At 63.7% G+C, this 21061-nt stretch carries 24 protein-coding genes, 2 tRNA genes and 1 pseudogene; 14 read left to right on the top strand and 13 right to left on the bottom strand.

The features are described from left to right. Positions 1-33: 33 nt before the first annotated feature. Positions 34-104 (bottom strand) — tRNA-Gly (locus tag D3D01_RS08085). 165 nt (positions 105-269) lie between these two features. Here D3D01_RS08085 and D3D01_RS08080 point away from each other — a divergent pair. Beyond that, a complete protein-coding gene (locus D3D01_RS08080; protein WP_101351217.1) occupies positions 270-1103 on the top strand; it encodes an NAD+ synthase in 834 nt (277 codons plus the stop codon). A gap of 6 nt (positions 1104-1109) precedes the next feature. Here D3D01_RS08080 and D3D01_RS08075 read toward each other — a convergent pair whose 3' ends face one another. Both D3D01_RS08075 and D3D01_RS08070 read right to left on the bottom strand, forming a co-directional pair. After that, positions 1110-1880, bottom strand: a complete 771-nt coding sequence (locus D3D01_RS08075; RefSeq protein ID WP_121511840.1) for a DUF3105 domain-containing protein — start codon at positions 1878-1880, stop codon at positions 1110-1112. A gap of 38 nt (positions 1881-1918) precedes the next feature. Beyond that, positions 1919-2593 (bottom strand): enoyl-CoA hydratase/isomerase family protein, encoded by a 675-nt coding sequence (locus D3D01_RS08070; protein ID WP_101351215.1) that lies wholly within the window; start codon positions 2591-2593, stop codon positions 1919-1921. Positions 2594-2653: 60 nt separating this feature from the next. On the opposite strand from D3D01_RS08070, the gene D3D01_RS08065 reads away from it, so the two are divergent. From D3D01_RS08065 to D3D01_RS08045, 5 genes and pseudogenes are all read left to right on the top strand, one after another. Next, positions 2654-3310, top strand: a complete 657-nt coding sequence (locus tag D3D01_RS08065; RefSeq protein ID WP_121511839.1) for a hypothetical protein — start codon at positions 2654-2656, stop codon at positions 3308-3310. A 67-nt stretch (positions 3311-3377) separates the two neighbouring features. Further along, positions 3378-3449 (top strand) — tRNA-Thr (locus D3D01_RS08060). A gap of 358 nt (positions 3450-3807) precedes the next feature. Further along, a complete protein-coding gene (locus tag D3D01_RS08055) occupies positions 3808-4089 on the top strand; it encodes a ribbon-helix-helix domain-containing protein (RefSeq protein WP_121511838.1) in 282 nt (93 codons plus the stop codon). Next, positions 4082-4228 (top strand): annotated as a pseudogene (locus tag D3D01_RS08050) (type II toxin-antitoxin system RelE/ParE family toxin); the annotation flags it as partial. The gene D3D01_RS08055 and the pseudogene D3D01_RS08050, both read left to right, overlap by 8 nt. Before the next feature lie 300 nt (positions 4229-4528). After that, complete coding sequence (locus D3D01_RS08045; protein WP_121511837.1) at positions 4529-4888, top strand: hypothetical protein; 360 nt, start codon at positions 4529-4531, stop codon at positions 4886-4888. A 37-nt stretch (positions 4889-4925) separates the two neighbouring features. On the opposite strand, the gene D3D01_RS08040 is transcribed toward D3D01_RS08045, so the two are convergent. The 6 genes from D3D01_RS08040 to D3D01_RS08020 all read right to left on the bottom strand — a co-directional run bounded on the left by D3D01_RS08040 (position 4926) and on the right by D3D01_RS08020 (position 9144). Continuing rightward, positions 4926-5369 carry an acyl-CoA thioesterase gene (locus D3D01_RS08040; RefSeq protein WP_101351212.1) on the bottom strand — a complete coding sequence of 148 codons (444 nt, stop codon included), beginning with the start codon at positions 5367-5369 and terminating at the stop codon, positions 4926-4928. A gap of 127 nt (positions 5370-5496) precedes the next feature. Further along, positions 5497-6045 carry a KH domain-containing protein gene (locus tag D3D01_RS08035; protein ID WP_121511836.1) on the bottom strand — a complete coding sequence of 183 codons (549 nt, stop codon included), beginning with the start codon at positions 6043-6045 and terminating at the stop codon, positions 5497-5499. Positions 6046-6112: 67 nt separating this feature from the next. Beyond that, positions 6113-7048: a serine/threonine-protein kinase Rio1 gene (gene rio1, locus D3D01_RS08030; RefSeq protein ID WP_101351211.1), complete on the bottom strand. Its 936-nt coding sequence runs from the start codon at positions 7046-7048 to the stop codon at positions 6113-6115. Between the two features lie 41 nt (positions 7049-7089). Continuing rightward, positions 7090-7377: a translation initiation factor eIF-1A gene (eif1A, locus tag D3D01_RS08025; RefSeq protein ID WP_004516096.1), complete on the bottom strand. Its 288-nt coding sequence runs from the start codon at positions 7375-7377 to the stop codon at positions 7090-7092. 122 nt (positions 7378-7499) lie between these two features. Then, positions 7500-7628: a hypothetical protein gene (locus D3D01_RS24815; RefSeq protein WP_255410202.1), complete on the bottom strand. Its 129-nt coding sequence runs from the start codon at positions 7626-7628 to the stop codon at positions 7500-7502. After that, positions 7621-9144: an aldehyde dehydrogenase family protein gene (locus D3D01_RS08020; protein ID WP_121511835.1), complete on the bottom strand. Its 1524-nt coding sequence runs from the start codon at positions 9142-9144 to the stop codon at positions 7621-7623. Before D3D01_RS08020 ends, D3D01_RS24815 begins: the two co-directional genes overlap by 8 nt. 189 nt (positions 9145-9333) lie before the next feature. Between D3D01_RS08020 and D3D01_RS08015 the strand changes: the two genes are divergently transcribed. Continuing rightward, positions 9334-10050 carry a helix-turn-helix domain-containing protein gene (locus D3D01_RS08015; RefSeq protein WP_101351209.1) on the top strand — a complete coding sequence of 239 codons (717 nt, stop codon included), beginning with the start codon at positions 9334-9336 and terminating at the stop codon, positions 10048-10050. 1 nt (position 10051) lies between these two features. On the opposite strand, the gene D3D01_RS08010 is transcribed toward D3D01_RS08015, so the two are convergent. Together D3D01_RS08010 and D3D01_RS08005 are read right to left on the bottom strand one after the other, a co-directional pair. Further along, entirely contained in the window at positions 10052-10888 is an 837-nt protein-coding gene (locus tag D3D01_RS08010) for a proline dehydrogenase family protein (RefSeq protein WP_121511834.1), read from the bottom strand. Between the two features lie 71 nt (positions 10889-10959). After that, positions 10960-11931: a proline racemase family protein gene (locus D3D01_RS08005; protein WP_121511833.1), complete on the bottom strand. Its 972-nt coding sequence runs from the start codon at positions 11929-11931 to the stop codon at positions 10960-10962. A gap of 140 nt (positions 11932-12071) precedes the next feature. Between D3D01_RS08005 and D3D01_RS08000 the strand changes: the two genes are divergently transcribed. The 7 genes from D3D01_RS08000 (at position 12072) to D3D01_RS07970 (ending at position 17766) form a co-directional block, all read left to right on the top strand. After that, positions 12072-13379 carry an ABC transporter substrate-binding protein gene (locus D3D01_RS08000; RefSeq protein ID WP_101351205.1) on the top strand — a complete coding sequence of 436 codons (1308 nt, stop codon included), beginning with the start codon at positions 12072-12074 and terminating at the stop codon, positions 13377-13379. Between the two features lie 30 nt (positions 13380-13409). Beyond that, complete coding sequence (locus D3D01_RS07995) at positions 13410-14327, top strand: branched-chain amino acid ABC transporter permease (protein WP_121511832.1); 918 nt, start codon at positions 13410-13412, stop codon at positions 14325-14327. Beyond that, on the top strand, positions 14324-15433 hold the full coding sequence (locus D3D01_RS07990; RefSeq protein WP_101351203.1) for a branched-chain amino acid ABC transporter permease: 1110 nt from the start codon (positions 14324-14326) through the stop codon (positions 15431-15433). The genes D3D01_RS07995 and D3D01_RS07990 overlap by 4 nt, the downstream gene beginning before the upstream one ends. Further along, positions 15426-16238: an ABC transporter ATP-binding protein gene (locus tag D3D01_RS07985; RefSeq protein ID WP_101351202.1), complete on the top strand. Its 813-nt coding sequence runs from the start codon at positions 15426-15428 to the stop codon at positions 16236-16238. Before D3D01_RS07990 ends, D3D01_RS07985 begins: the two co-directional genes overlap by 8 nt. Continuing rightward, on the top strand, positions 16235-16957 hold the full coding sequence (locus tag D3D01_RS07980; protein WP_101351201.1) for an ABC transporter ATP-binding protein: 723 nt from the start codon (positions 16235-16237) through the stop codon (positions 16955-16957). Before D3D01_RS07985 ends, D3D01_RS07980 begins: the two co-directional genes overlap by 4 nt. Positions 16958-17074: 117 nt before the next feature. Then, the gene (locus D3D01_RS07975; protein WP_121511831.1) at positions 17075-17485 is read left to right on the top strand and encodes an SCP2 sterol-binding domain-containing protein; all 411 of its coding nucleotides are present in this window, start codon (positions 17075-17077) and stop codon (positions 17483-17485) included. A 38-nt stretch (positions 17486-17523) separates the two neighbouring features. Next, a complete protein-coding gene (locus D3D01_RS07970) occupies positions 17524-17766 on the top strand; it encodes a hypothetical protein (RefSeq protein WP_101351199.1) in 243 nt (80 codons plus the stop codon). Between the two features lie 11 nt (positions 17767-17777). On the opposite strand, the gene D3D01_RS07965 is transcribed toward D3D01_RS07970, so the two are convergent. Together D3D01_RS07965 and D3D01_RS07960 are read right to left on the bottom strand one after the other, a co-directional pair. Continuing rightward, positions 17778-18824, bottom strand: a complete 1047-nt coding sequence (locus D3D01_RS07965; protein WP_121511830.1) for a HAMP domain-containing sensor histidine kinase — start codon at positions 18822-18824, stop codon at positions 17778-17780. A 113-nt stretch (positions 18825-18937) separates the two neighbouring features. Then, positions 18938-20914 carry a DUF460 domain-containing protein gene (locus tag D3D01_RS07960; RefSeq protein ID WP_121511829.1) on the bottom strand — a complete coding sequence of 659 codons (1977 nt, stop codon included), beginning with the start codon at positions 20912-20914 and terminating at the stop codon, positions 18938-18940. Positions 20915-21061 lie beyond the last annotated feature (147 nt).

The following is a 21061-nucleotide window of genomic DNA, read 5'->3' as shown; positions in this document are numbered from 1 at the left end:
CCCATTCGCTCCTCACATCCGTTCGTCGCAGAATGCGCCGGCCGGGAATTGAACCCGGGCTATTGCCTTGGGAAGGCAATGTCCTACCACTGGACCACCGGCGCTCGGTGACCGGGGCTTGCGGCCCCTGCGGGACCGCCAACCGCCGGCGTGCTTCGTACCGGACTGTCAACAGCGGCCGCACTTGAACGTAGCGTTTTGACTGGACGCGCGTCCGAAAATATCACGTCGATAGATGGGTATTAGTTCCGCCCGTCCAACCAGTAGACATGGCAACGGCCGAATCCATTGTCCGTGCCGATGAGCCGCTGGACCTGTCGTTTTCCGACGCCGAGCTGGAGGCGCACCGCGACCACATCACCTCGTTCATTACGGACCAGGTCGACGCCGCCGGCGTCGACACCGTCGTGATGGGGCTGTCGGGGGGCATCGACAGCACGCTCGTCTCCCATCTGGCCGTCGAGGCGCTCGGCCGCGACGCCGTCCACGGGCTCGTGATGCCCAGCGAGGCCAACCGCGCGGACAACATGAGCGACGCCGAGCGGGTCGCTAACGACCTGCTCGGCATCGAGTACGACGTCATCGAAATCAACCCGCTGGTCGACGCGTTCCTCGACGCCTATCCAGACGCTGAGGGCGACCAGCTTGCCGTCGGCAATCTCCGGGTTCGCTGTCGAGCGGTGCTGAACTATCTCGCCGGCAACCACGAACAGGCGCTGGTACTGGGGACTGGAAACCGGAGCGAGGCATTGGTCGGCTACTACACGAAATACGGCGACGGTGCGGTCGACTGTCACCCTATCGCGCCCTTGTACAAACAACAGGTCCGACAGCTGGCGAAACACGTCGGCGTCCCCGACGACCTCGCCGAAAAGACCGCGAGCGCCGAGATGTGGGCCGGGCAAACTGACGCCGACGAGATGGGGATGGACTACGACACGCTCGACTCTATCCTCGCCCTGCACGTCGACGGCGGCGTCCCGGCGGCCGCGACGGCCGACCACGTCGGCGTCCCGACGGACGCCGTCGAGACGGTCCGCGAGATGCACGAGTCGAGCGCCCACAAGCGAGCGATGCCGCCGGGTCCGGACCCGCTGTACTGAGTCACCTCAGCGGACCGGGTTCTCCGGGCCGCGGCCCAGGTACTCCGAGAGGAACGCGTGGACGGTCTCGGCGTCGTAGCCGTCCATCGTCAGCTCGTGTCGCCACGCCGTCATGACGTAGGGTGCGCGGGGGTCGTCGCTGGGGTTCGGGACGACGACGACGCTCCGCCAAGTGCCGGTGTGTGTGCTGGAAAACTCCCGAAGACTCTCTCTGGCACCGGGCGATATCTCGTCGGGGTCGTAGTAGACGATGACCGCGCCGTGTTCGAGCGTGTGGACGAGCGAGCCAAGCAACGGCGTCGCCTCGTAGAAGCCCGCACCCACCGTCGACGCATAGTGTGTCCCGGAGAGCGGCGGAACCCGCTGATAGCCGATGGCGCTGCCCTCTTCGACGTGGTTGGCACCCCGGTCCGGGAACTGCTGGACGCCGGCCAGACGGTCGCTGTCGCCGGTCTCGTTGAGCGACGACGCCTCGATTCCGGAGGCTTCGACCGTGGAAAGGGGCTGTGCGCCTGCGGTCCCGACCAGATCTGCGCCACTTCCGCCATCACCGCCACTCAGCTGGGTCACGTACGCCGTGAGCCCGACGGCGAACAGGACGACGACGCCGATAACGATGGGGCCGACCGGAAGGGCGTTCCCGTCTGCGCCGCCGGTCTGTGCCTCGACGCGCCGACGGTCGATAGCCCCCAACTCGCCGTCGTGGGCGTCGGCGAGGTGGTCGAGGTAGGCGTCCTCGCCGTCGAACGATTCCGAGCAATACTCACAGTCGACCATTGCCAACCCGTATGCGAGGCGGCGTCTTGTACCCTTGCCTACTCGGTCTTTGCGTTGAGATCGGCGAAGGCCTGCTGCTCGCGCCGCTCCTGTGTCTCCTTGTCCGCGTCGTCTCGGATCCGTGTTTTCAGCACTCGAAGCGCGTCCCCGTCGACGCCCGCTAACTCCTCAGCGACGGCCCGTGGCTCCGTAGTGAGCCGCGAAACCAGCCCCATCCGCAGCGCCGTCTTTGCGTCGAGCGTTCGGCCGGAAAGTGCGATGTCTAAGGCGTCGCCTGTCCCGACGACCTCGGGGAGCCGTGCCGTCCCACCCCACGCGCCGAACAGGCCGAGCTTGACTCCGGTTTCGGCCAGCGTCGCATCGGGTGTCGCTACACGGATATCGCAGGCCAGCGCCAGTTCGACGCCGCCGCCCCGCGCCGCGCCGTCGATACCAGCAACAACGGCCCCGTCGTAGGATTCCAGTGCGTGAGCGACCCGCTGGCCCAGCGCCGCGAACGTCTCGGCGCTCTCCGAATCGAGGGCCTTGACTTCGGTAAGGTCCGCGCCGGCACAGAACGCCTCGCCAGCGCCGTGGAGATACAGCACCGACTCGGTCGCTGCTTCGATTGCTGCTTCGAGGTCACGCAGCGCCGCGCTGGTGAGCGCGTTGCGCTGGTCGGGCCGGTCGAGCGTCAGGGTCCGGATACCATCGCTGCTCGTGGTCTGTACCATGCCTGCTGTGACTCTGCGGTTTCCAAAGGTCTTTGCCCTTCCCGTCGCTAGACCCTCATAATGGAGGAAGTGGCGGCAGTTCGCCGAGCGGCGTTGGCGGCAGTCGACGATGTCGAGCCTGACCGGCTTCACGAGCGGATTGACGCTCGCCTGGACGACGCGTCGCTGGCGCCCGGCGTCCTGACGCTCGTCAGCGCGGGCGCGACCAGCGACCCACCGGTCGATCTGGCTGACGGCGTCGCTGACCGAGCCGCCGGCGTCCAGCTCATCTACGAGGGGCTCTCGCTCACTCGGCACCTGGCCCGGGACGACCCCTGGGTCAACGGTGACCGCGACACCGCCGACTTGGACATCCTTATCGCGGATATCCTCGTCTCACGTGGCTTCTACCTGCTCGCCAGAACCGAGGCCGCCGACGCTGCTGTCGCTGTCGTCCGCTCGTTTGGCCACGACCAGACAGTCCGCCAGACGACCGACGACGAAAGCCTCGACACCGCGCTGGAAACGGACATTCTGGAACTCGCCGTGGTCGCTGGCGTCACTGCCGCCGGCATCCGACCTACCCCGACGCTTCGCGAGTACGCGACCGAGCTGGCCGTCGACGGCCTCCCGTCGAACGCCGACCTGCTCGGTGAGGAGGTCGCTGACGCGCTCCGAGCGCGAGCTGGGGCAGAACAGCCAACCGGCGACGGGACCGAGGCCGCCGCCGACCACTGAGACTAACCGACACACCGGCCCCGAATCGAAACGACTTTAGACAATTGCCGGATACACATTGATGCGTGCCTGGGTAGCTTAGCGGTAAAGCGCGTCCTTGGTAAGGACGAGACCCCGGATTCAAATTCCGGCCTAGGCTCTTTCTGCCGTACACTCCTTGTACGCACACTTTTCTGTCTACACTCGTCTGAACGAAACCCGTTCAAGATTCGCGTCTCTCGCTAAACGGGGCATCCCTCGCCGTAATGCGATTCGGTAAAGTGTCAGCACACACAAACTAATTCACAGACAGCGGCGGATTAGACCCGAAATCGACCGGGGGCGCGTCCCCTCAAGGGACACTCCTGATTTCGCTAATCAACGCTCGCAAAGGGATGACTGAATCTTAGTCAGGAATGTGATAGAATACCCCCTCGATGCGGTCTATCTACATCGGTTACGCGGTGAGTGAGGCTCCGCCGAAACGACTATTGGTAAGACCAGCGTATTACGTCTATATGTCTGGAGCGGCCACAAACGACGACGGCGGAGACGACATCGCCACGGTCAACTTCAAACTCACCGAGTCGTTCCTCGAACAGATAGACGATACGTGGCAGGGACGCGGGTTCAACAGTCGGAGCGAGTTCATCCGGTACACGCTTCGGGACGCCGTCGAGTTCCCGACGTTCGACCGCGACGAACTCGTTGCGCTCCTCGAAGCCGAGGAAGACATCCGCGAGGGACGAACGACGAGCGCCGAGGAAGCCCGTGAGCGGTTCGGCACGAGCGATGAGTGACGACGGGTGGACGTGGGAACTCTCCTCGACGGCCCAAGACGACCTTGATGAACTGTCCCCCGCCGAACAAGACCGGATACTCGACAAGCTCGATGAAATCGTCTCCTCGCCGTGGCGCGATCCACCAGACTACGGCGAGATATGAGTGGAGGATTCAGCGGATTTGGCCCCGGTCGTCGTGGGTCGTGAGCCATATCATCGAGAAAACTGTTCCTTCTGCCCCTCGATGTGGTGAGTAGCCTCGGTAAGTACAGGAGAGCTATCCTGTACTGTTATCAACCAAATCGTCGGGTCACTGAATCTATACACTCCAACGAACAACGTTCCAGCACGTAGTCTATGTCAAGTACGTTATCCAGTCGGTCTCCTGATTCACGGTGGTGGTACGGAGTTGCGTTCTTTATTGGAGTATTGGGGGTAACGTGGACTTCGTACGGTATTGGGGTTTGTACACGAGGACACGCCGACGGCGGTCGACGGTCGTGAGGTCCGTCGCTGGGGGTTGACCAAGAACGGCGTCGAGTACCTCCGACTGCACGAGTCGGGTGACACCGAAGCGGCCCGTGAGCGACTCATCGCTGGCCTTCGACAGGTCGAAGTTGTCGACCGCCTTGCGACGGTGATAGCGGAGCGCGGGTCTCTCTCGTACGATGAGCTGAAGGCGGTACTGGCTGCCGAGACGGACCTGTCCGAGTCGAGCGTGGCTCGCCGAGCGAGTACGCTCGGCCAGTGGCTCACCGTACTCCCAGAGATAGCCGAGCGGCCCGAAGGCCGTAGCAAGAAGTTCGTCAGCGTCTAAGTGTTGGCCGGCGCGCCTCCCAGCCGACTGACTCGCCTCAGTCTCGCTCGGGTTCCTCGGCCAGCGCTCTGTCCCGCAGTTCACGGCACTCCTCGCTTTCGGCGGTCAGTTCGGGGACGGGCGTCGGTTCCCCGTCGTCGACGGCGACGAAGGTGGCGTACGCGCTGGTCGTCTCTTCTGTTTCGCCCGTGTGTGGCTCCTCGCGGGCAACCTCGATGCGGACCCGGACGCTAGTTCGGCCAGTAGCGTAGGCGTATGACTCGATGAGTGCGGTGTCACCGATGGGTATCGGGCGCTCGAAGTCGACGCGAGACATCTGTGCGGTCACGCAGGTCTCTCTGGCGGCCCGCATAGCCGACATCGCGCCGATTTCGTCCATCCACTTCATGACGATGCCGCCGTGGGCGCTCTGGTAGTTGTTCGCGTGAGTCGGCTGGACGCGCTCGCGGTTGACGATGTGCGTCTCGGCGATGGTCGGCATACCTCCACGTAGCGTCTGTTGCGGCAAAACGGTGTGGTGCGCACCTGATACTGCCTGACGGCGACCGCCCGAACCGATGCTGTCGCCGCGGCTCGCAGCCGACAGCCACGCGGCCGAACTCCCGGCGTTACCCGGTGAACTGGTGGTATTCGAGGCCCTTGTGCTTCATCTCGTTGTGTTTGCGTTCGAGGAACGAGTAGACGGAGCCGTGGGGCGCGCCGTCGAGAATCATTTCGGCGGCTTCTCGCACGGCGTCGACCTGTTCGGGGCCGCCGATGATGCCCAGCGTCGAGCCGTAGATGACGACGGCCGCGCCGGAGAGTTCCTGCATGAGTTCCCGAGTCCGGCCGCCCTCGCCGATGAGACGGCCCTTCTGGCGGCGGAAGTCGTTCTTGTTGCGGGAGGCGGCCTCGATATCGATGAGTTCGAACATCATCATGTCGTCCTCAAGCAGCGCCAGCGCGTCGTCGGGCGCGAACCCGCGGCCGATGGCCTTCACGATGTCGGGGCCTTTTAGCGCCGTCACGGGGTCGCCGACGGACTCGACTTTCACCGTGCCGTCCTCGGAATCGATATCCAGTCGGACCTCTGCGCGCTTCTCGATCTCGCGCATGGTCTCACCGCCCTCGCCGATCAACACACCGATACGGTCCTGCGGAATCTTCACATGTTGCATAAGTATACCTGCTTTTACGGGGGTCTGCCTGTTTAAAACTTCGGCGTCGGTCACGCCGTGCCGCCGTTCACTCGTCGTCGCGGCGGTCGGCCGGTGTTCCCTGTGGGACAGCGTCGTCGTCGCTGCCCGGCGCGGTGTCGGCTTCGTCTTTCGGCGTCGCGTACTCTCGGACGTACGCGAGCAGGTCCGCTGGCGCGGCGTCGACGCCCTGTCTGGCGAAGAAGTTCGCGACGTTACGGCAGTCCCGTTCCAGAAAGTCGTCGGCGTTGGGATGGTGGATCGTAACCGCCTGCCCGAGGTCGATGATATACAGTTGCCCCTCGTGAAAGACGATGTTGTACTCTGAAAGGTCTCCGTGGACGAGGCCGGCGTCGTACAGCCGACGGACGTACTCCTTGACGACCTCGTATGCCGTCTCGGGGTTCTCGATGTGAACTTCGCTGAGACGTTTGCTGCGGCCCTCTTCCGTCCCGAGATATTCCATGACGAGGACGTTCCGCTCGACGGCGATGGGCTCCGGCGTCCGGACGCCGGCCCGGCGGGCGCGCGTGAGGTTCGACGACTCCTTGCGAACCCACGCGGTAACGACCTTCTTTTTATCAGAGCCGATACCCTCGAAGCGAGGGTCTCCGTCGAGATAGCTCCGCATATCCTTGAAATCAGAGGCGTTGATGCGGTACACTTTGACGGCGACCTCTGTCTCGCCCGACAGCGCCGTGTAGACGTTGGCCTCTTTCCCAGTCGAGATGGGACCGCCGAAGGCGTCGATATGGCCGTCCTGGACGAGCTTGTACAGTGCCCCGTAGGTCGCGTCATCGAAGACGCTGGCCTCGACTTTGAACTGGTCGGCGTCCTTGATTCGCTTGCGGAACTCGCTGAACTCGCGGTCCCGCTTGCGGGCGATACGGTCGGCTTCCGTGTCGGAGACGTCGACTTCTTCCCACTCGTCACCCGGTGAGTCGACATCGTCCGTATCGAGCAGGCCGAACTGCCCCTCGGTCACGCTTGCGCCTCCGTCTGTACCGCGGCCAGATACATGTCAGGCTACTCCTGGATGTGTCCCTCCTCGCGCAGCTGGTCGGCATCCTGTTTTTCGTAGCGCCATGTGATGTCGGCTTTCTCGTCCTGCCAGTCCCATGGTTCGACGAGGACCACGTCGTCTTCGCGTATCCAGATGCGTTTTTGCATTTTGCCCGGAATCCGGGCTGTGCGCTCGACGCCGTCCATACAGCGTACCTTGACGCGGTTCGCGCCAAGCATGTCCATGACGACGGCGAACACCTCGTCTTCTTCCGGCATCCGCAGGTTCTTTCTGCTGTCGTTGTCGCTCATAGACGGTACTTCGACGGGGAGAGGTTTAAGGTTTGGAAAAGTTGGACCGTGAACCCGGTCCGTGGCCCCCGTTTCGGTGTGGGACAGACGCTGGGGCCGTACAGAAACGCGCGGTCGTCGCGTCAGTCAGCGCCGAGGCAACCGACCCACGAGCAGTCGGTGCAGGTCTCGATGCCTTTCGCTGTTGTCGTCTCGCCGCGGCAGCGCGGACAGACGGAGCCGATCTCCGCCGACTGCACGGACTTACTCATCGGTGATGATATCGGCTGACAGACCCTGTGCCATCTCGATATCCTTGGAGTTGTTCAGTGTCCAAGCGGTGCGCTCGGTGACGGCCTCGATGACCTCGCGGCCGCTCGGGAGGCCGTTGCCGGACTTCTTGACGCCGCCGAAGGGCAGGTGGACCTCCGCACCGATGCACGGGAGGTTGCCGTAGGCGAGGCCGATTTCAGCCTCGTCGCGGAACTGATTGATCTGGCGGTAATCCTCGGAGATGATGGCCCCGGCCAGCCCGTAGTCGACGCTGTTGTGCATCTCCAGCGCCTCATCGAAGTCACCCGAGTACTCGAGTAGCGCGACGTGGGGCCCGAACACTTCCTCGTTGATACAGCGCAGGTCCTCGTCGTAGTCGATCTCGTAGACGAACGGGCCGACCCAGTGGCCCTCCTCGTGGCCCTCGGGAATCTCCTCGGCACCGAGGTCGGCGCGGTCGACGAGCACGTTCGCGCCCTCCTCGCGGGCGAGGTCGTTGTACCTCTTGAACTTCTCGACCTGATCGTCCTCGATGAGCGGCCCCATGAACGTGTCTTCCTCCAGTGGGTCGCCGACAGCGATGTCTTTGGCAACGTCGACGAAGCGCTCTTTGAACTCGTCGTAAAGGTCCTCGTGGACGATGAGTCGCTCCGAGGAGACACAGCGCTGGCCGGTCGTCTTGAAGCTGGACATCACGGCCGAGTGAACAGCGATGTCGAGGTCCGCTTCTTCGGTGATGACGACGGCGTTCTTCCCGCCCATCTCGCAGGCCGCGATCTTGCCGGGCTCGCCGCCGACCTTCGAGGCTATCTTGTGGCCGACCTCGGCGCTGCCGGTAAACAGGACCGTCTCGACGCGGTCGTCTTCGACGATGGCGTTGCCGGCGTCGCCGTAGCCCTGCACGAGGTTGAACACGCCATCCGGGATACCCGAGTCCTCGAACATCTCGGCGATGATGTGAGCACACCACGGCGTCTGCTCTGCCGGCTTCCAGACGACGGTGTTGCCCTCGACCAGCGTCACGGCGAGGTGCCAGAACGGGATGGCGACCGGGAAGTTCCACGGCGTGATACAGCCGACGACGCCCTTCGGCTTGCGGCGCATGTAGGCGTCCTTGCTGGCGATTTCGGATGGTACCACGTCGCCGTGGGGGTGTCGGGCGTTGCCGGCCGCCCACTCGACCATGTGCCAGGACTCGGTGACATCGGCCAGCCCTTCGCTGATCTCCTTGCCACACTCCATGGTGACGATTTCGCCGAGTTCCTCGTGGCGGTCACGCAGCTCGTGGTAGATGTCCCAGAGGTATTCCGCGCGGTCGATGTGCGAGAGCGAGCGCCACTCGTCGTATGCGTCCTCTGCCGCGGCCAGTGCGCGGTCGACATCGGCTTCGGTTCCGCGGTGGAACGAGGCGAGCGCCTCGCCGGTGGCCGGGTTCTGGCTTGTGAACGTTTCGTCGCCGATGCCTGTTGTCCATTCACCGTCGATGTAGTGTCGTCGTGAGTCGTCTGTACTCATGGTAGGTACTGTACGCGTCCCCCACCAATATGTTCCACCGTCCATGGTCAGGGGGCCGGTACCACCCTGATACATCATCTACAACCCGGCATTATTTCCCATGGTCGGTGTTCCCCTTATGAACCGCACCTTTATTTGCGTCCATATCGTGACTCCCTTTAGCACCCCTTCATACGGAGGGCGCACAGTATGAGTGAAGCACAAGCAGAACACGGGGGACTCCAGCTTACCCTGAGCATCTGGCATCCTGACTGCTGGACGCTCGAAGTGACCGACAAGACGGCGGCTGGTTTGCTGGCACACGGCGTGTACAACACACAGAACGGTAGTGTAAAGGGCCTGTTCACGGCGTACGCCGACAGTATTAGCGAGGTCGAGGACCTCATCGACGCGACTCGTGACTCGTCGCTGACTGACTCCGTGCTGGAACTGCGCGAGCGCCACGGGGCGACTGGCACGGGCTCGTCACCGGGGAACACGACCCGCGAACTGTTCGTTGAGTACGATCCGGACAACACCATCAGCGACAGCCTGCTCTCGCGCGGGTTCATTCACAACGACCCGGTTCGGGTCCGGCACGGTCGCGAACATTGGCCGGTGTTTTTCGCGGACTCTCGCGACGAAGCCGAGTCACTTCTCGACGAGATCCGCGAGGAGCAGTCAGCCGATATCGAAGTCACGCGAATCACGTCCGCCGGCGGCGGCAATCCGCAGCAGCTCCGGCGGATGGACCGACTCTCGGACAGCCAGCGCGAAGCGTTCGAACTCGCCCGGCAGGAGGATTACTACGCGTGGCCACGGGGTATCTCGACGCGCGAACTCGCGTCGAAGCTCGGCGTTTCGAAGACGACGCTGCTCGAACACCTTCGCAAAGCAGAAGCGAAACTACTCGACCCGGACCAGTAGTTTAACTCAGAACGGCCCGGACGGCAAACAACGCGTTCTCTTTGCGCTCGCGGACACGCCGGTAGAAGTAGGAGAACCACTTGTCGCCGTAGGGGATGTACTGCCACATTGGGACGCCCTCAGCGGCGAGGTCACGCTGGGCGTCGTCGCGGACGCCCATCAGCATCTGCACTTCGTAGTCAGTGCCGTACTCGTCGTGGAGGTCCTTGGCGTAGTCTATCATTGCCGGGTCGTGGCTGCCGACGCCGATGCCGCCATCGAACTCCTCGAACATCAGTTCGAGACAGTCCCGATAGGCTTCGTTGACGCGCTCTTTCTTCTTGTACGAGACCTCCTTGGGCTCGGAGTAGGCCCCCTTGACAAGCCGGACTTTCCCGGGAAGGGGCGCGAGCCGTTCGAGGTCTTCGGGCGTTCGCTTGAGGTTTGCCTGTGTACAGACGCCAATGCCGCCTTCGTGTTCCGTGACGAGCCGTTCGTACGCGTCGAGGGTCACGTCGGTCGTGGTGTAGTCCTCCATATCAACCCAGACGAAGACATCGCAGTCGTCACCCGCCGCGACGATGCGTTCGAGGTTCTCGACGAACACCTCGTCGCCAACGTCGAGGCCGATCTGCGAGGGCTTGACCGAGACAGCGCAGTCGAGGCCGCTCCTGTCGATTTCTTCTATCAGCTCGATGTACTGGTCTGCGTCCTCGTCAGCCGGCTGGCGCTCGTCGTAGTGTTCGCCTAACAGATTTAGGATGCCCTTGACATCGTCGTCGTTGAGTGAAGCGACGTGGTCGAGTGCCCCCGACGCTGTCTCCCCGGCGACGAAGTTGTTCGCTATCGGCGGAATCATTGTCGAAACTACGCCACTATATCAGCCTAAACGCACCCCCTACCAAAAAAATCAGCAGTTACTGACTGAAATCAAGCGAGAGTGAAACTGCCGAGCGTATCGTCGTCGGTCCGGTAAAACGTGTGCTCGCCTGTGATATGCGCTGTGCCCGAGACGACTGGGCTGGTCACGGTGACGCCGTTGGCGACGCTGGTTTCGCTGATGTACCCCTCGAATGTTGATCCGACCGGCCCGGTCACTTCGACACGCTCGCCGATAGCGAGATCGCCGTCGGCGTGGTGAAGGGTCAATCGCGCACACGTGCCTGTTCCACAAGGGGAGCGGTCGACGGAACCGTCGGCGAACACCACACAGCTCCGGTCGCTGTCGCCACCACCGGTGAGTTCGACTGCCGAGACGGTCACCCGTGCTCCGGTGACTGGGTCCTCCGGTGCGGCGTCGTTGACTGCTCGGCGGAGTTCCAGTGCGGGGTCGATACACTGCGTGGCGTCTTCACGGTCGAGCGTGACGCCCAGACTGTCGGCGTCGACAACGGCGAAATAGTTCCCCGAATAGACGATACGAGCCTCGACCGGGACGCCGTCCTGTTCGACGGTGATCGTCCCACAGACGTAACTGTCGACGTTTTTGAACGCAACACGGCGAACGACGCCGTCAGCTATCTCGGCCGTCACGTCAACCAGTCCGGCGGGGGTTTCGACGGTCAGTTCTGGTGTCTCGTGGAGTTCGCCCTGTTCGATGAGTGCGGTCACGACCCCGATGAGGCCGTGGCCGCACATGTTCAGATAGCCGTCAGTATCCATGAAGAAAACCCCGAGGTCGGCCCGGTCTGTCGGCACCGGGACCGCTCCGAACATATCTGCGTGCCCACGGGGCTCCTGCATGAGGAGTTTCCGGACATCGTCAGCCGTAGCTGCAAACCGGTCGCGCTTCTCCCGGACGGTCTCTCCGGTGAGTGTGTCGGCCTCGATCCCGTTGAGCACGATGCGCGTCGGCTCTCCGCCCGTGTGTGTGTCTACTGTAATAAACTCCGTTCGTTGCATAGCCGTAGCGATACTCTATACACCGAACGCGTTCCAGAAGTATTAATTCATGGCTTCTCGTATGCCGTGGAGAACATGGTGCCTACCATGGACGGGGACACGGTTATACAGGGAGTTACAAAAAAGGATATCAGTATACCATGAACGACCATGATAAGCGTTCGATTGACAGGCGAACCGTAATCAAAGCCGCTGCCAGTGCTGGACTCGTCGGCCTCGCTGGCTGTTCAGGTGGTGCTCCCGAAGACGGTGGCGATGGTGGAGACGGCGGCGACGGTAGTGGCAGCGATGGCGAATCAACGGATTCCGCGACGGACTCCGGGTCCGAAACTTACACCATCGGGATGGTTGACAGCCTCTCCGGCTCACTATCGGCGTTCGGACAGCGGAATCAGCGCGGCAAGGAAATCGCGCTTGACGACGTCAACTCGGTCGGCGTCGGTGGCGGCACACTGGAAATCTCACAGCAGGACGACCAGAGCACGAGTCAGGGTGGCGTCAGCGCAGCACAGACGCTGGTCAATCAGGAGGGTGTCCCGCTGCTCATCGGTACCGTCGGCAGCGGTGTCAGCACGGCTATCCACGAAAGCGTCGTCCAGAACACTGACGTCGTCCAGATCAGCCAGAACAGCACCAGCCCGAACCTGACGAACTTCCCAGACCTGCTTCGGATGCCGCCGGCAGGCAAGGCCCAGGCGGAGGCAATTTCGTCGCTCCTCAGCGAGGACGGCAACGAGTCCGCCGCCCTGGCCTGGATTAACAACGATTACGGCCAGTCCGTGGGCGAGGCATTCATCGAGGCTTACGACGGAGAAATCGTCTACAACGAACCCCACGACCAGGGCCAGTCCTCCTACAGCAGCACCATCTCCTCGATGTCCGACACCGACGCTGACGCGTGGGTGTTCATCACCTACCAGCCGGAGTTCGCGACAATGTCTCAGGAGGCGTTCGACCTGGGCGTCACCGATCAGGCCGCCTGGTACGGCGGTGACAGCGTCAAAGGGCCGAAGGTCCTCGAATCCGCTCCCGAGGGGAGCCTCGACGGAATGAAAGCCGTGGTTCCAAGCGTCCCACAGGACGCCGAGAACTACCAGGCGTTCGTCTCGGAGTTCGAGGAGCGCTTCGGCGAGGAACCCACGTCGTGGTCGGCGTACGCGTACGACGCGGTAATCGTCAGCGCACTCGCTATCGAAGCTGCAGACGAGTTCACGGGCTCGGCACTCATGGAGGTCGTCCGGGACGTGACCCGTCCCGAGGGTGAGGAAGCGACCACGTACGAGGAGGCACACGAAATTCTGGCCAACGGTGGCTCGCCGTCGGACGTGGACTACACCGGCGTGAGCGGCCCCATCGACCTCGACGAGAACGGCGACCCCGTCGGGTTGCTACAGGTGTTCGAAGTCGTTGACCACGCGTACGAATCCGCTGGCTTCATCGAGGGCTAAGGCGGCCACGACTCTTTCCCATTTTCACCAATGGCGCAGATATTACAATACCTGGCAAACGGGCTCGTTTTCAGTAGTATCATCATCCTCGGGAGTATCGGGCTCTCGCTGGTCTACAGCATCGCCGATTTCGCGAACTTCGCACACGGCGATACGATGACCCTGGGCGCGTACGGGGCGTTCGTCGCCTTCGGCGTGTTCGGCGGTCTCGGCGGCACCGTTCTCGGCCTCCCAATCGGCTTCTTCCTGGCCCTTGCAGTCGGGATGGCGCTTGCTGCCGTTGTCGCCGTCCTCACCCACGTGCTCGTGTACAAGCCCCTCGATACGGACTCAATCGGGTTGCTTATCACGAGCATCGGCGTGGCGTTCGTCTACCGTGCGGTGCTACAGGGGACGTTCGGGACTGACTTTCTACAGTACGACATCAGCCGTAGCGGACCGATTCCGCTGCTGCTGGACACACTTGATGTCGCCGTGACACAGCGAGACGTGGCGATCATCGTCAGCGCGGCGGTGCTCGTCGTCGCCCTGCACCTCCTGCTTCAGCGGACGACGCTGGGCCGGAAGATGCGCGCGACGGCCGACAACCCCGACCTCGCACGCGTGAGCGGTATCCGGACCGACCGCGTCATCCTCGTGATGTGGGTCGTCGGCAGCGCCCTGGCCGCCGCCGGCGGCGTCTTCCTCGCGCTGTACAGCCAACTGGACCCCCGAATCGGGTTCAACATCCTGCTGGTCGTGTTCGCCGCGGTCATCCTCGGTGGTATCGGCTCGGTGTACGGCGCGATGCTCGGTGGCCTTCTCATCGGGATGCTCCACGAACTGACGCCGCTGCTCAGCGATGTCGGCCTTCCGATTAGCAACGCCTACGCGCCGGCTGTCGCGTTCGTCATCATGGTCGCGGTTCTGCTTGTCAGGCCTCGCGGCATCGCGGGTGATATGACATGAGCACGCTTGATGTCGGTGCCTATTCGGCCCGCGAGAAAGGCGTCGTGGGACTGCTCGGCGCGCTCGGTGCACTCCTGCTCCTGGCGGTTGTGACTGGCTTCCTCGCCCCGGCGTACCTGCTGTATCTCGTTGGGCTGTCGGCGATGTATATGCTCCTCTCGATGGGGCTGAACGTCCAGTGGGGGTACGGCGGCATGATCAACTTCAGTGTCGCTGCCTTCTTCGGCCTCGGCGCGTACGGGACCGCACTGCTGACGGCGTCCGGCTCGCCTATCTCCGGGGGGGTCAGCCCCGTCATCGCGCTGTTTGGCGGTCTCGGACTCGCCGCAGTGCTTGCGGTCATCATCGGCTACCCGACGCTGAAGCTCCGCGACGACTATCTCGCAATCGCGTCGCTGGGCCTTGCAGAAGTCGTCCGCATCTTCATCCTCAACGAATCGCAGTGGACGGCGGGGAGCGCCGGCCTGACCGGCATCCCGCTGTTTTTCTCCGACTGGCCTGTGCTCGGGGACCTGACGTACCCGTACGTCTTCTACGTGGGCGGAGCTCCGCTGTTTTACACGACGCAGTCGGTCGTCACCAGCTTCCTGAACGTCGTCCTCGTCACTGTTATTGTGGCGGCGGTTTACCTGTTCCTCCGCCGCATCCACCGGTCGCCGTGGGGCCGCGTCCTGCGGACGATTCGGACCGACGAGGACCTCGCGGAGACGCTGGGCAAGAACACCTTCGCGTTCAAGATGCAGGCGTTCGTCATCGGGAGCCTCATCATGGCGCTCGCCGGCGTGTTCTACTCCCACCTCGTGTTGTTCGTCAGCCCACAGGACCTCCAGCCAATCACGACGTTCTACGTCTGGGTCGCCGTCATCCTCGGCGGCACCGGCAGCGACCGCGGCGCGATGCTGGGCGGGTTCACCATCGTCGCCATCCAGCAGGGAACCCGGTTCATGACCGACACCGGCGCGCTGCCAATCGGCGCGGCACCGCTCCGACTCATGCTGGTCGGCCTGCTCATCATCTTCATCGTCAGGCTCCGCCCGGAGGGGATTCTCCCGCCGGAGCGCGAACTCATCTGGCCCGACTCGCTGGGCGGTGGTCGCGATGAGTGAGCAGTCGCTCGTCTCAGACGGGCCAATTCTCGGAAAGGACGATCCGGTGCTCCGGGCCGAAGGACTGGAGAAACGCTTCGGCGGTCTTGTGGCGACTGACGACGCGTCCATCGAGGTCGAACGCGGCACGATTACGGGCCTCATCGGTCCCAATGGGGCCGGTAAATCGACGCTGTTCAATCTCGTCTCGGGCTTTTACGAACCCGATGCAGGCTCCGTCTCGGTCAACGGCGTCGACGTGACCGGCCAGAAGCCCCACGAAATCGCCGATCAGGGGATGATTCGGACGTTCCAGACGCCGCGGAAACCGGAGGGGATGACCGTTCGGGAGGCGCTACTGGTTGGGCCACACAACCAGACCGGGGAATCGATTATCCCGCTGTTCACCTCGCCGAGCACCGTCGAACAGGAGGAACGGCGCTCGCTGGAACAGGCCCAGCAGATGCTCGAACGGTTCGAGATCGGCGATCTGGCCACCCAGCCCGCGACGGACCTCTCGGGTGGACAGATGAAACTGGTCGAACTGGCCCGCGGGATGATGGCCGAACCCGACCTGCTCCTGCTCGACGAGCCCGTCGCCGGCGTCAACCCCGTGCTGGCCGACAAACTGGCCGGGTTCATCGAGGAGCTCAACGAGGAGGGCATCACCTTCCTCATCATCGAACACGACATGAACTTCATCATGCGACTGGCCGACCCGATTATCGTCCTCAATCAGGGGAGTGTCCTCGTCGAGGGGCCGCCCGAGGCGGTCCGGAGCGACGAGCGCGTCATCGACGCCTATCTGGGAGGGCCGTCGGAATGACTGACCCAATCCTCACCGTCGACGGCGTCGACAGCGGCTACGGCGAGGTGCAGGTGCTCGACGACCTCTCGCTGACGCTCGGCGAGGGGGAGATCGCCTGCCTCGTCGGCCCGAACGGGGCCGGCAAGTCTACTGTCCTCAAGACGGTGTTCGGGATGCTGGAGCCCTGGACCGGCTCGGTCCGTCTGGGCGACCGCGAAATCGGCGGGATGGCTCCAGAAGACATCGTCCGAATCGGCGTCGGCTACGTTCCACAGACCGAGAACGTGTTCGGGTCGCTGACCATCGACGAGAACCTCCGGATGGGTGGGGTCGCCCGCGACGGCGGCCTCGACGAGGTCGTGGCCGAACTGTACGACCGGTTCCCCATCCTCGACGACAAGCGCAGCGCGAACGCGAAGACGCTGTCGGGCGGTCAGCGGCAGGTGCTGGCCTTCGCCCGCGCGCTCGTGATGGAGCCCGACGTGTTGCTCATCGACGAGCCAAGCGCCGGGCTGGCACCGAACACTGCCAAAGAGGTGTTCGACGACGTGGAGACGGTCAACGAACTGGGCACCTCGATCCTGATGGTCGAGCAGAACGCCCGCGAGGGACTGGGCATCTCAGACCGCGGGTTCGTCCTCGATCAGGGGACTGTCAAGTTCGAGGGCGAGGCCGACTCGCTGCTCGACGACCCGGAGGTGTCCCGGCTGTATCTCGGCGGCGAATCCCGTCGCTGAGGCCTCGGTTCGCTGTTTTCGTCGCGCTCGTCGCGGAGCCACAGCAACGACTGTCCGGGTGTTGCACTCGAACAGACAAGGCAACACAGAAAAGCCCCCCTTGCATACCGCCTGCCAATGACTGTGACGCTGCCGACTGAAGCCGATGACTGGGCCGCTGCGTGGCGCGACCGGATCAACCAGCGGGCCGCGTTCGCTGACAGCGCCGACGGCTTCACCGCCGCGTTCTGTTTCGAAATCCGTGCCGACGACGCCTACACTGGTGAGCCGATACAGTTCTCCGTCGCCATCGAGGACGGCGTCTGTACCGCCGCTGGGACGGTCGCGGACCCCGAGTACGACTTCGCGTTCCGTGGCCCCTACAGCGAGTGGGTCACGATGCTGCAGGGCGATCTGGATATCTCCGCCGCCGCGATGGACGGCACGTTCGACGTCGAGGGTGACACGATGCGACTGCTTCGCCGGCAGGACACTATCGCCGAGATGGTCGCGGCGGCACAGAACGTCGACACCGAGTTCGAGTACTGACCGACGGGCTTTTGTCCGCCCGCTTGGCCTACACGGGTATGCTCGATAAACTCGGTGCGGTTGGTATCGGCGGCATCGTCGTGTTGCTCGCCGGCATCGGTCTGGTCGCGTGGAAGGCTCCCATCGTCGCCGTCGGTATCGCTCTGGTCGTTGGCGGCCTCGGGCTGGTCGTCTACGGACTCGTCACGAGCCTGCTCGGCGCGTTCGGACTCGGCGGCATGGGCGGTATGGGTGGCGGCGGCATGGGCGGTGGCGGTATGGGCGGCGACGGCATGCCCTGAGACGGAGACGACTAACAGGCGGTGTCTGCACCGACATCAAACTCGAACCGTGCACCGCCGTGTTCTGCTGCCGTGGCACGCACTGTCCAGCCGTGGGCTTCGGCGATTGTCCTGACGATGTAGAGGCCGAACCCAGTGCCGTCAGCCGCCTGTGACGCGCCCGGTTCGAACACCCGCTCCCGGTCGTCGGGGGCGATCCCCCGACCGTCGTCCTCGACCGCGAAGCCGTCGGGCGTCGGCACGACGCGAACTGTTATGCCGGTCGTGTCACCATCGCTTTCCTCGTCAGATACGTGTTCGTCGGGTTCCGGACCGTGTGTGACGGCGTTGATGAAGACATTCTCGAACAGTCGGAGCAGCCGCTTCGGGTCTGCCTCGACCGGTATCGGCGGCGGCGATTCCAGCACTGCACTGCCGGTTTCGACGTGGTTCCACGCCGTCGTCGCCACGTCGGCGATATCCACCGCCTGCTCGTCGGTTGCCAGCGCGCCCTCTCTGGTCGCCGTCCGCAGATCGTTGATAATCGATTCTAACCGCTGTAACCCGTCTCTGGCGGCGTCGATACGCTCGGGCGACAGCTCCTCGGCAGCGAGTTCGAGGTGGCCGCTGGTGACGGCAAGCGGCGTCCGGAGGTCGTGTGCTAGCAGGTCAGCGAACTCTGTGAGCCGCTCGTTCTGTCGCTGGAGGTGCCACTCCCGTTCGCGCCGGTCCGTGATGTCGCGACCGACACCACTGAACCCCTGCACTGTGCCGTCGTCCCCCGTAAGAAGTCGACCGCTAAGTTCGAACGTCACTACCCCTTCTGTTGTCTCCGCCCGCGCTTCGACGCTCGTTTGACCAGATTCAAACACCTCCTCGATGGCTGCTTCAACGGCTGCCCGGTCGTCCGCGACGAAGAACTCGGTCGGCGCTGTGCCTGACAGTTCGCTATCCGTCAGGTCGAACAGTTCGTTCAGCCGAGCGTTCCAGTACGCAAGTTTGGCGTCGGCGTCGTAGACGTAGAAGACGTCGTCGAGCGTCTCGACCGCGGCCGCCAGAACACGACACTGGTCTTCCATGCGAGACAAACGCACCCGAAGAACATAACTACTCAGTACAGATTCGCACTATCGGAGCAGCACCCCGGTAGCAGAGCTGCCCCGTTACTGCTTGCCGGGTCATAGCACAGCGTTTAGTTCTCGCTCGTCGGCCGGTCAGCCCGGTGTTCGCTGATGATCTGGTCGACCATCTCCGCGTTCTGCTCCTTCCGTCGCTCGGCGGCCCGCTCTTCCCAGTCCTCGATTGCCGCCTCGACCTCGCCTTCGCGGGCGACGGCCAGTTCGTCGACTTCCTGCACGGTGACTAGCTCTGCCGGTGCGACGGGAATATCGTTGTCGAACAGCACCTGATCGGCGATGTCAGAGAGGTTCCCGTTCCGGAGCACGATTTTCGGGTCGATATCCGCCAGTTGCTGGGCCGTCGACCGGCCCGCGCCCGAGGCATCCCGAAACATGACGATGTCGTCCTCAACGAGGCCAAATCGCTCGTCGGCGTCGGCGATGGCATCTCTCGTGAACTGTTCGACCACCTTGACCGGGGTCAGTCCCTCCTGCTTCTCCGATACGTCGGCGAAGTTCGAGTGGTCGAGCTTCCACAGCGCTTTCAGTCGGTCGAGCTTGTCGGCCAGCGTCTCCCGCTTCTCCTGTTCCTCCTCGACCTTCCGTTCGAGGGCTTCGTTGCGCCGCTGGAGCCGCGTCACCTCGCGGTCCTTCCGGACCTCGCGTCGGCCTTCGCTGCGGGCTTTCTCCAGTTGTTTGTCCTTCTCAGAGAGCTGCTCGTCCTTGCGCTTGATCGTCTCTTTGAGGTCGTCGACGTGCGATTCGAGCCGCTCGATGCGGGCGTTCAGCCGCTTGATCTCCTTCTCGTCGTCGGTGAGTTCCCGCGGTTCGTGCGCCGTGGCCTCCTCGTCCTCGCCGTCGTCGTCTTCGAGGTCCCGCAGCACCGTCTCGACACTCTCCTCGCCGGCGACGACGCGGTCGACGACCGGTCCCACATCGTACTGCGGCGGGACCTTGCCTGCGACGCGCTCGAACTGGTCGGCGTGGTGGTCGAACGCGTAGAGCGCGGCGGCCATCGCGTCGCGCTCGTGGTCGTTGTCGTAGGCCTCCTCGCGGGTCCGGTGTTTCTTCTCGTCGACCGGGAGGTCGGTGTCTGGCTCCCAGCCCGCGGCGCTAAATGAGCGCCGGAGTTTCTCGACGGTTTCCGGCATCGGCGTCACGTCGGCGGCGACGACGACGGGCCGACCGCGCTCGATAATCCACTCCGTCGTCGCAGCGGTGTCGTCGGTCCGCGAGGAGTACACGTCCAGCACAGTGCCGTCGAGGGAGACGATGGCAACGGCCGTCGTCGTCCCGGGGTCGACGCCGACGATGACGTGGTCGCGCCGTTTCGCCAGCGGCTTGAACTCGATGCCGTCACGTCGCTGGCGCTCGATTTCGACGCGCGTGTCGCCCGACCGTGCTCTCGACACCGGAATGTCCTGCGGTCGAGCCGACACCTGAAACACGGCGTTGGAGAAGCCGCCGTACTTCTCGGTCACGTCCCGCTCGTATTCCAGGCCGGCAGCGTCGAGTTCGGACTCGACCTCGCGGGCGCGTTTCTTGACCGCGCCGTGAATGCGTCGCGTGTAGCGGTCTTCTGACCATCCCCCTTTTCCGGTCGAGCGGCCCCGCGAGACCTTCACCTCCGTCGTGTCGGTGAAGGCGGACACCTCCTGGCCGACGTTCGCGGCGGCCAGCCGTGCCGCGGCCTCGGCTTCCTCCATCGGGTCCTTGCCGTAGGGGACGCCGTGGCGCTTGGCGACCCGCGACAGCGGTTCGGGCCGCTCGTCGCCGGTCACCTGCACCAGTTTCGTCTCGTCCGGGAGCGAGCCCAGGACGTGGATCAGGGCGTCCTTGTCCTCGGCGAGCTCGTACATGTTGTCCGTCGCGACGATAGCCGGCTCTTCGTCCTCGATGCGCCGGCGGAGCTTCCGCCGCGAGACCACGTCCCGCTCGACTGATTCCCCGTCGAAGACCACCAGCGCGTACGACGGCGCGTCGCCGCGTACGTCGCCGCTCTGGATGTCGACACCGAAGACGACTGCGTCGAGCGCTGCCGTGCGGTTCACGAATCATGGTAGGCGACGGTCGATTATAAATCCGTTCCGGGGACGAGTCCCCGCACTGACTCCCAACGGTCAACCGAAACGCCTCTTGGTCGGGCCAGTCAACTGTCGGACATGATTGCACAGCGGCGTCGCGGTACCGCTCCGGAG

Origin of the sequence: Haloarcula sp. Atlit-7R, from assembly GCF_003666065.1 — an archaeon.
GTDB classification, from domain to species: Archaea; Halobacteriota; Halobacteria; order Halobacteriales; family Haloarculaceae; genus Haloarcula; species Haloarcula taiwanensis.
This window is presented reverse-complemented; position numbering and strand designations above follow the sequence as displayed.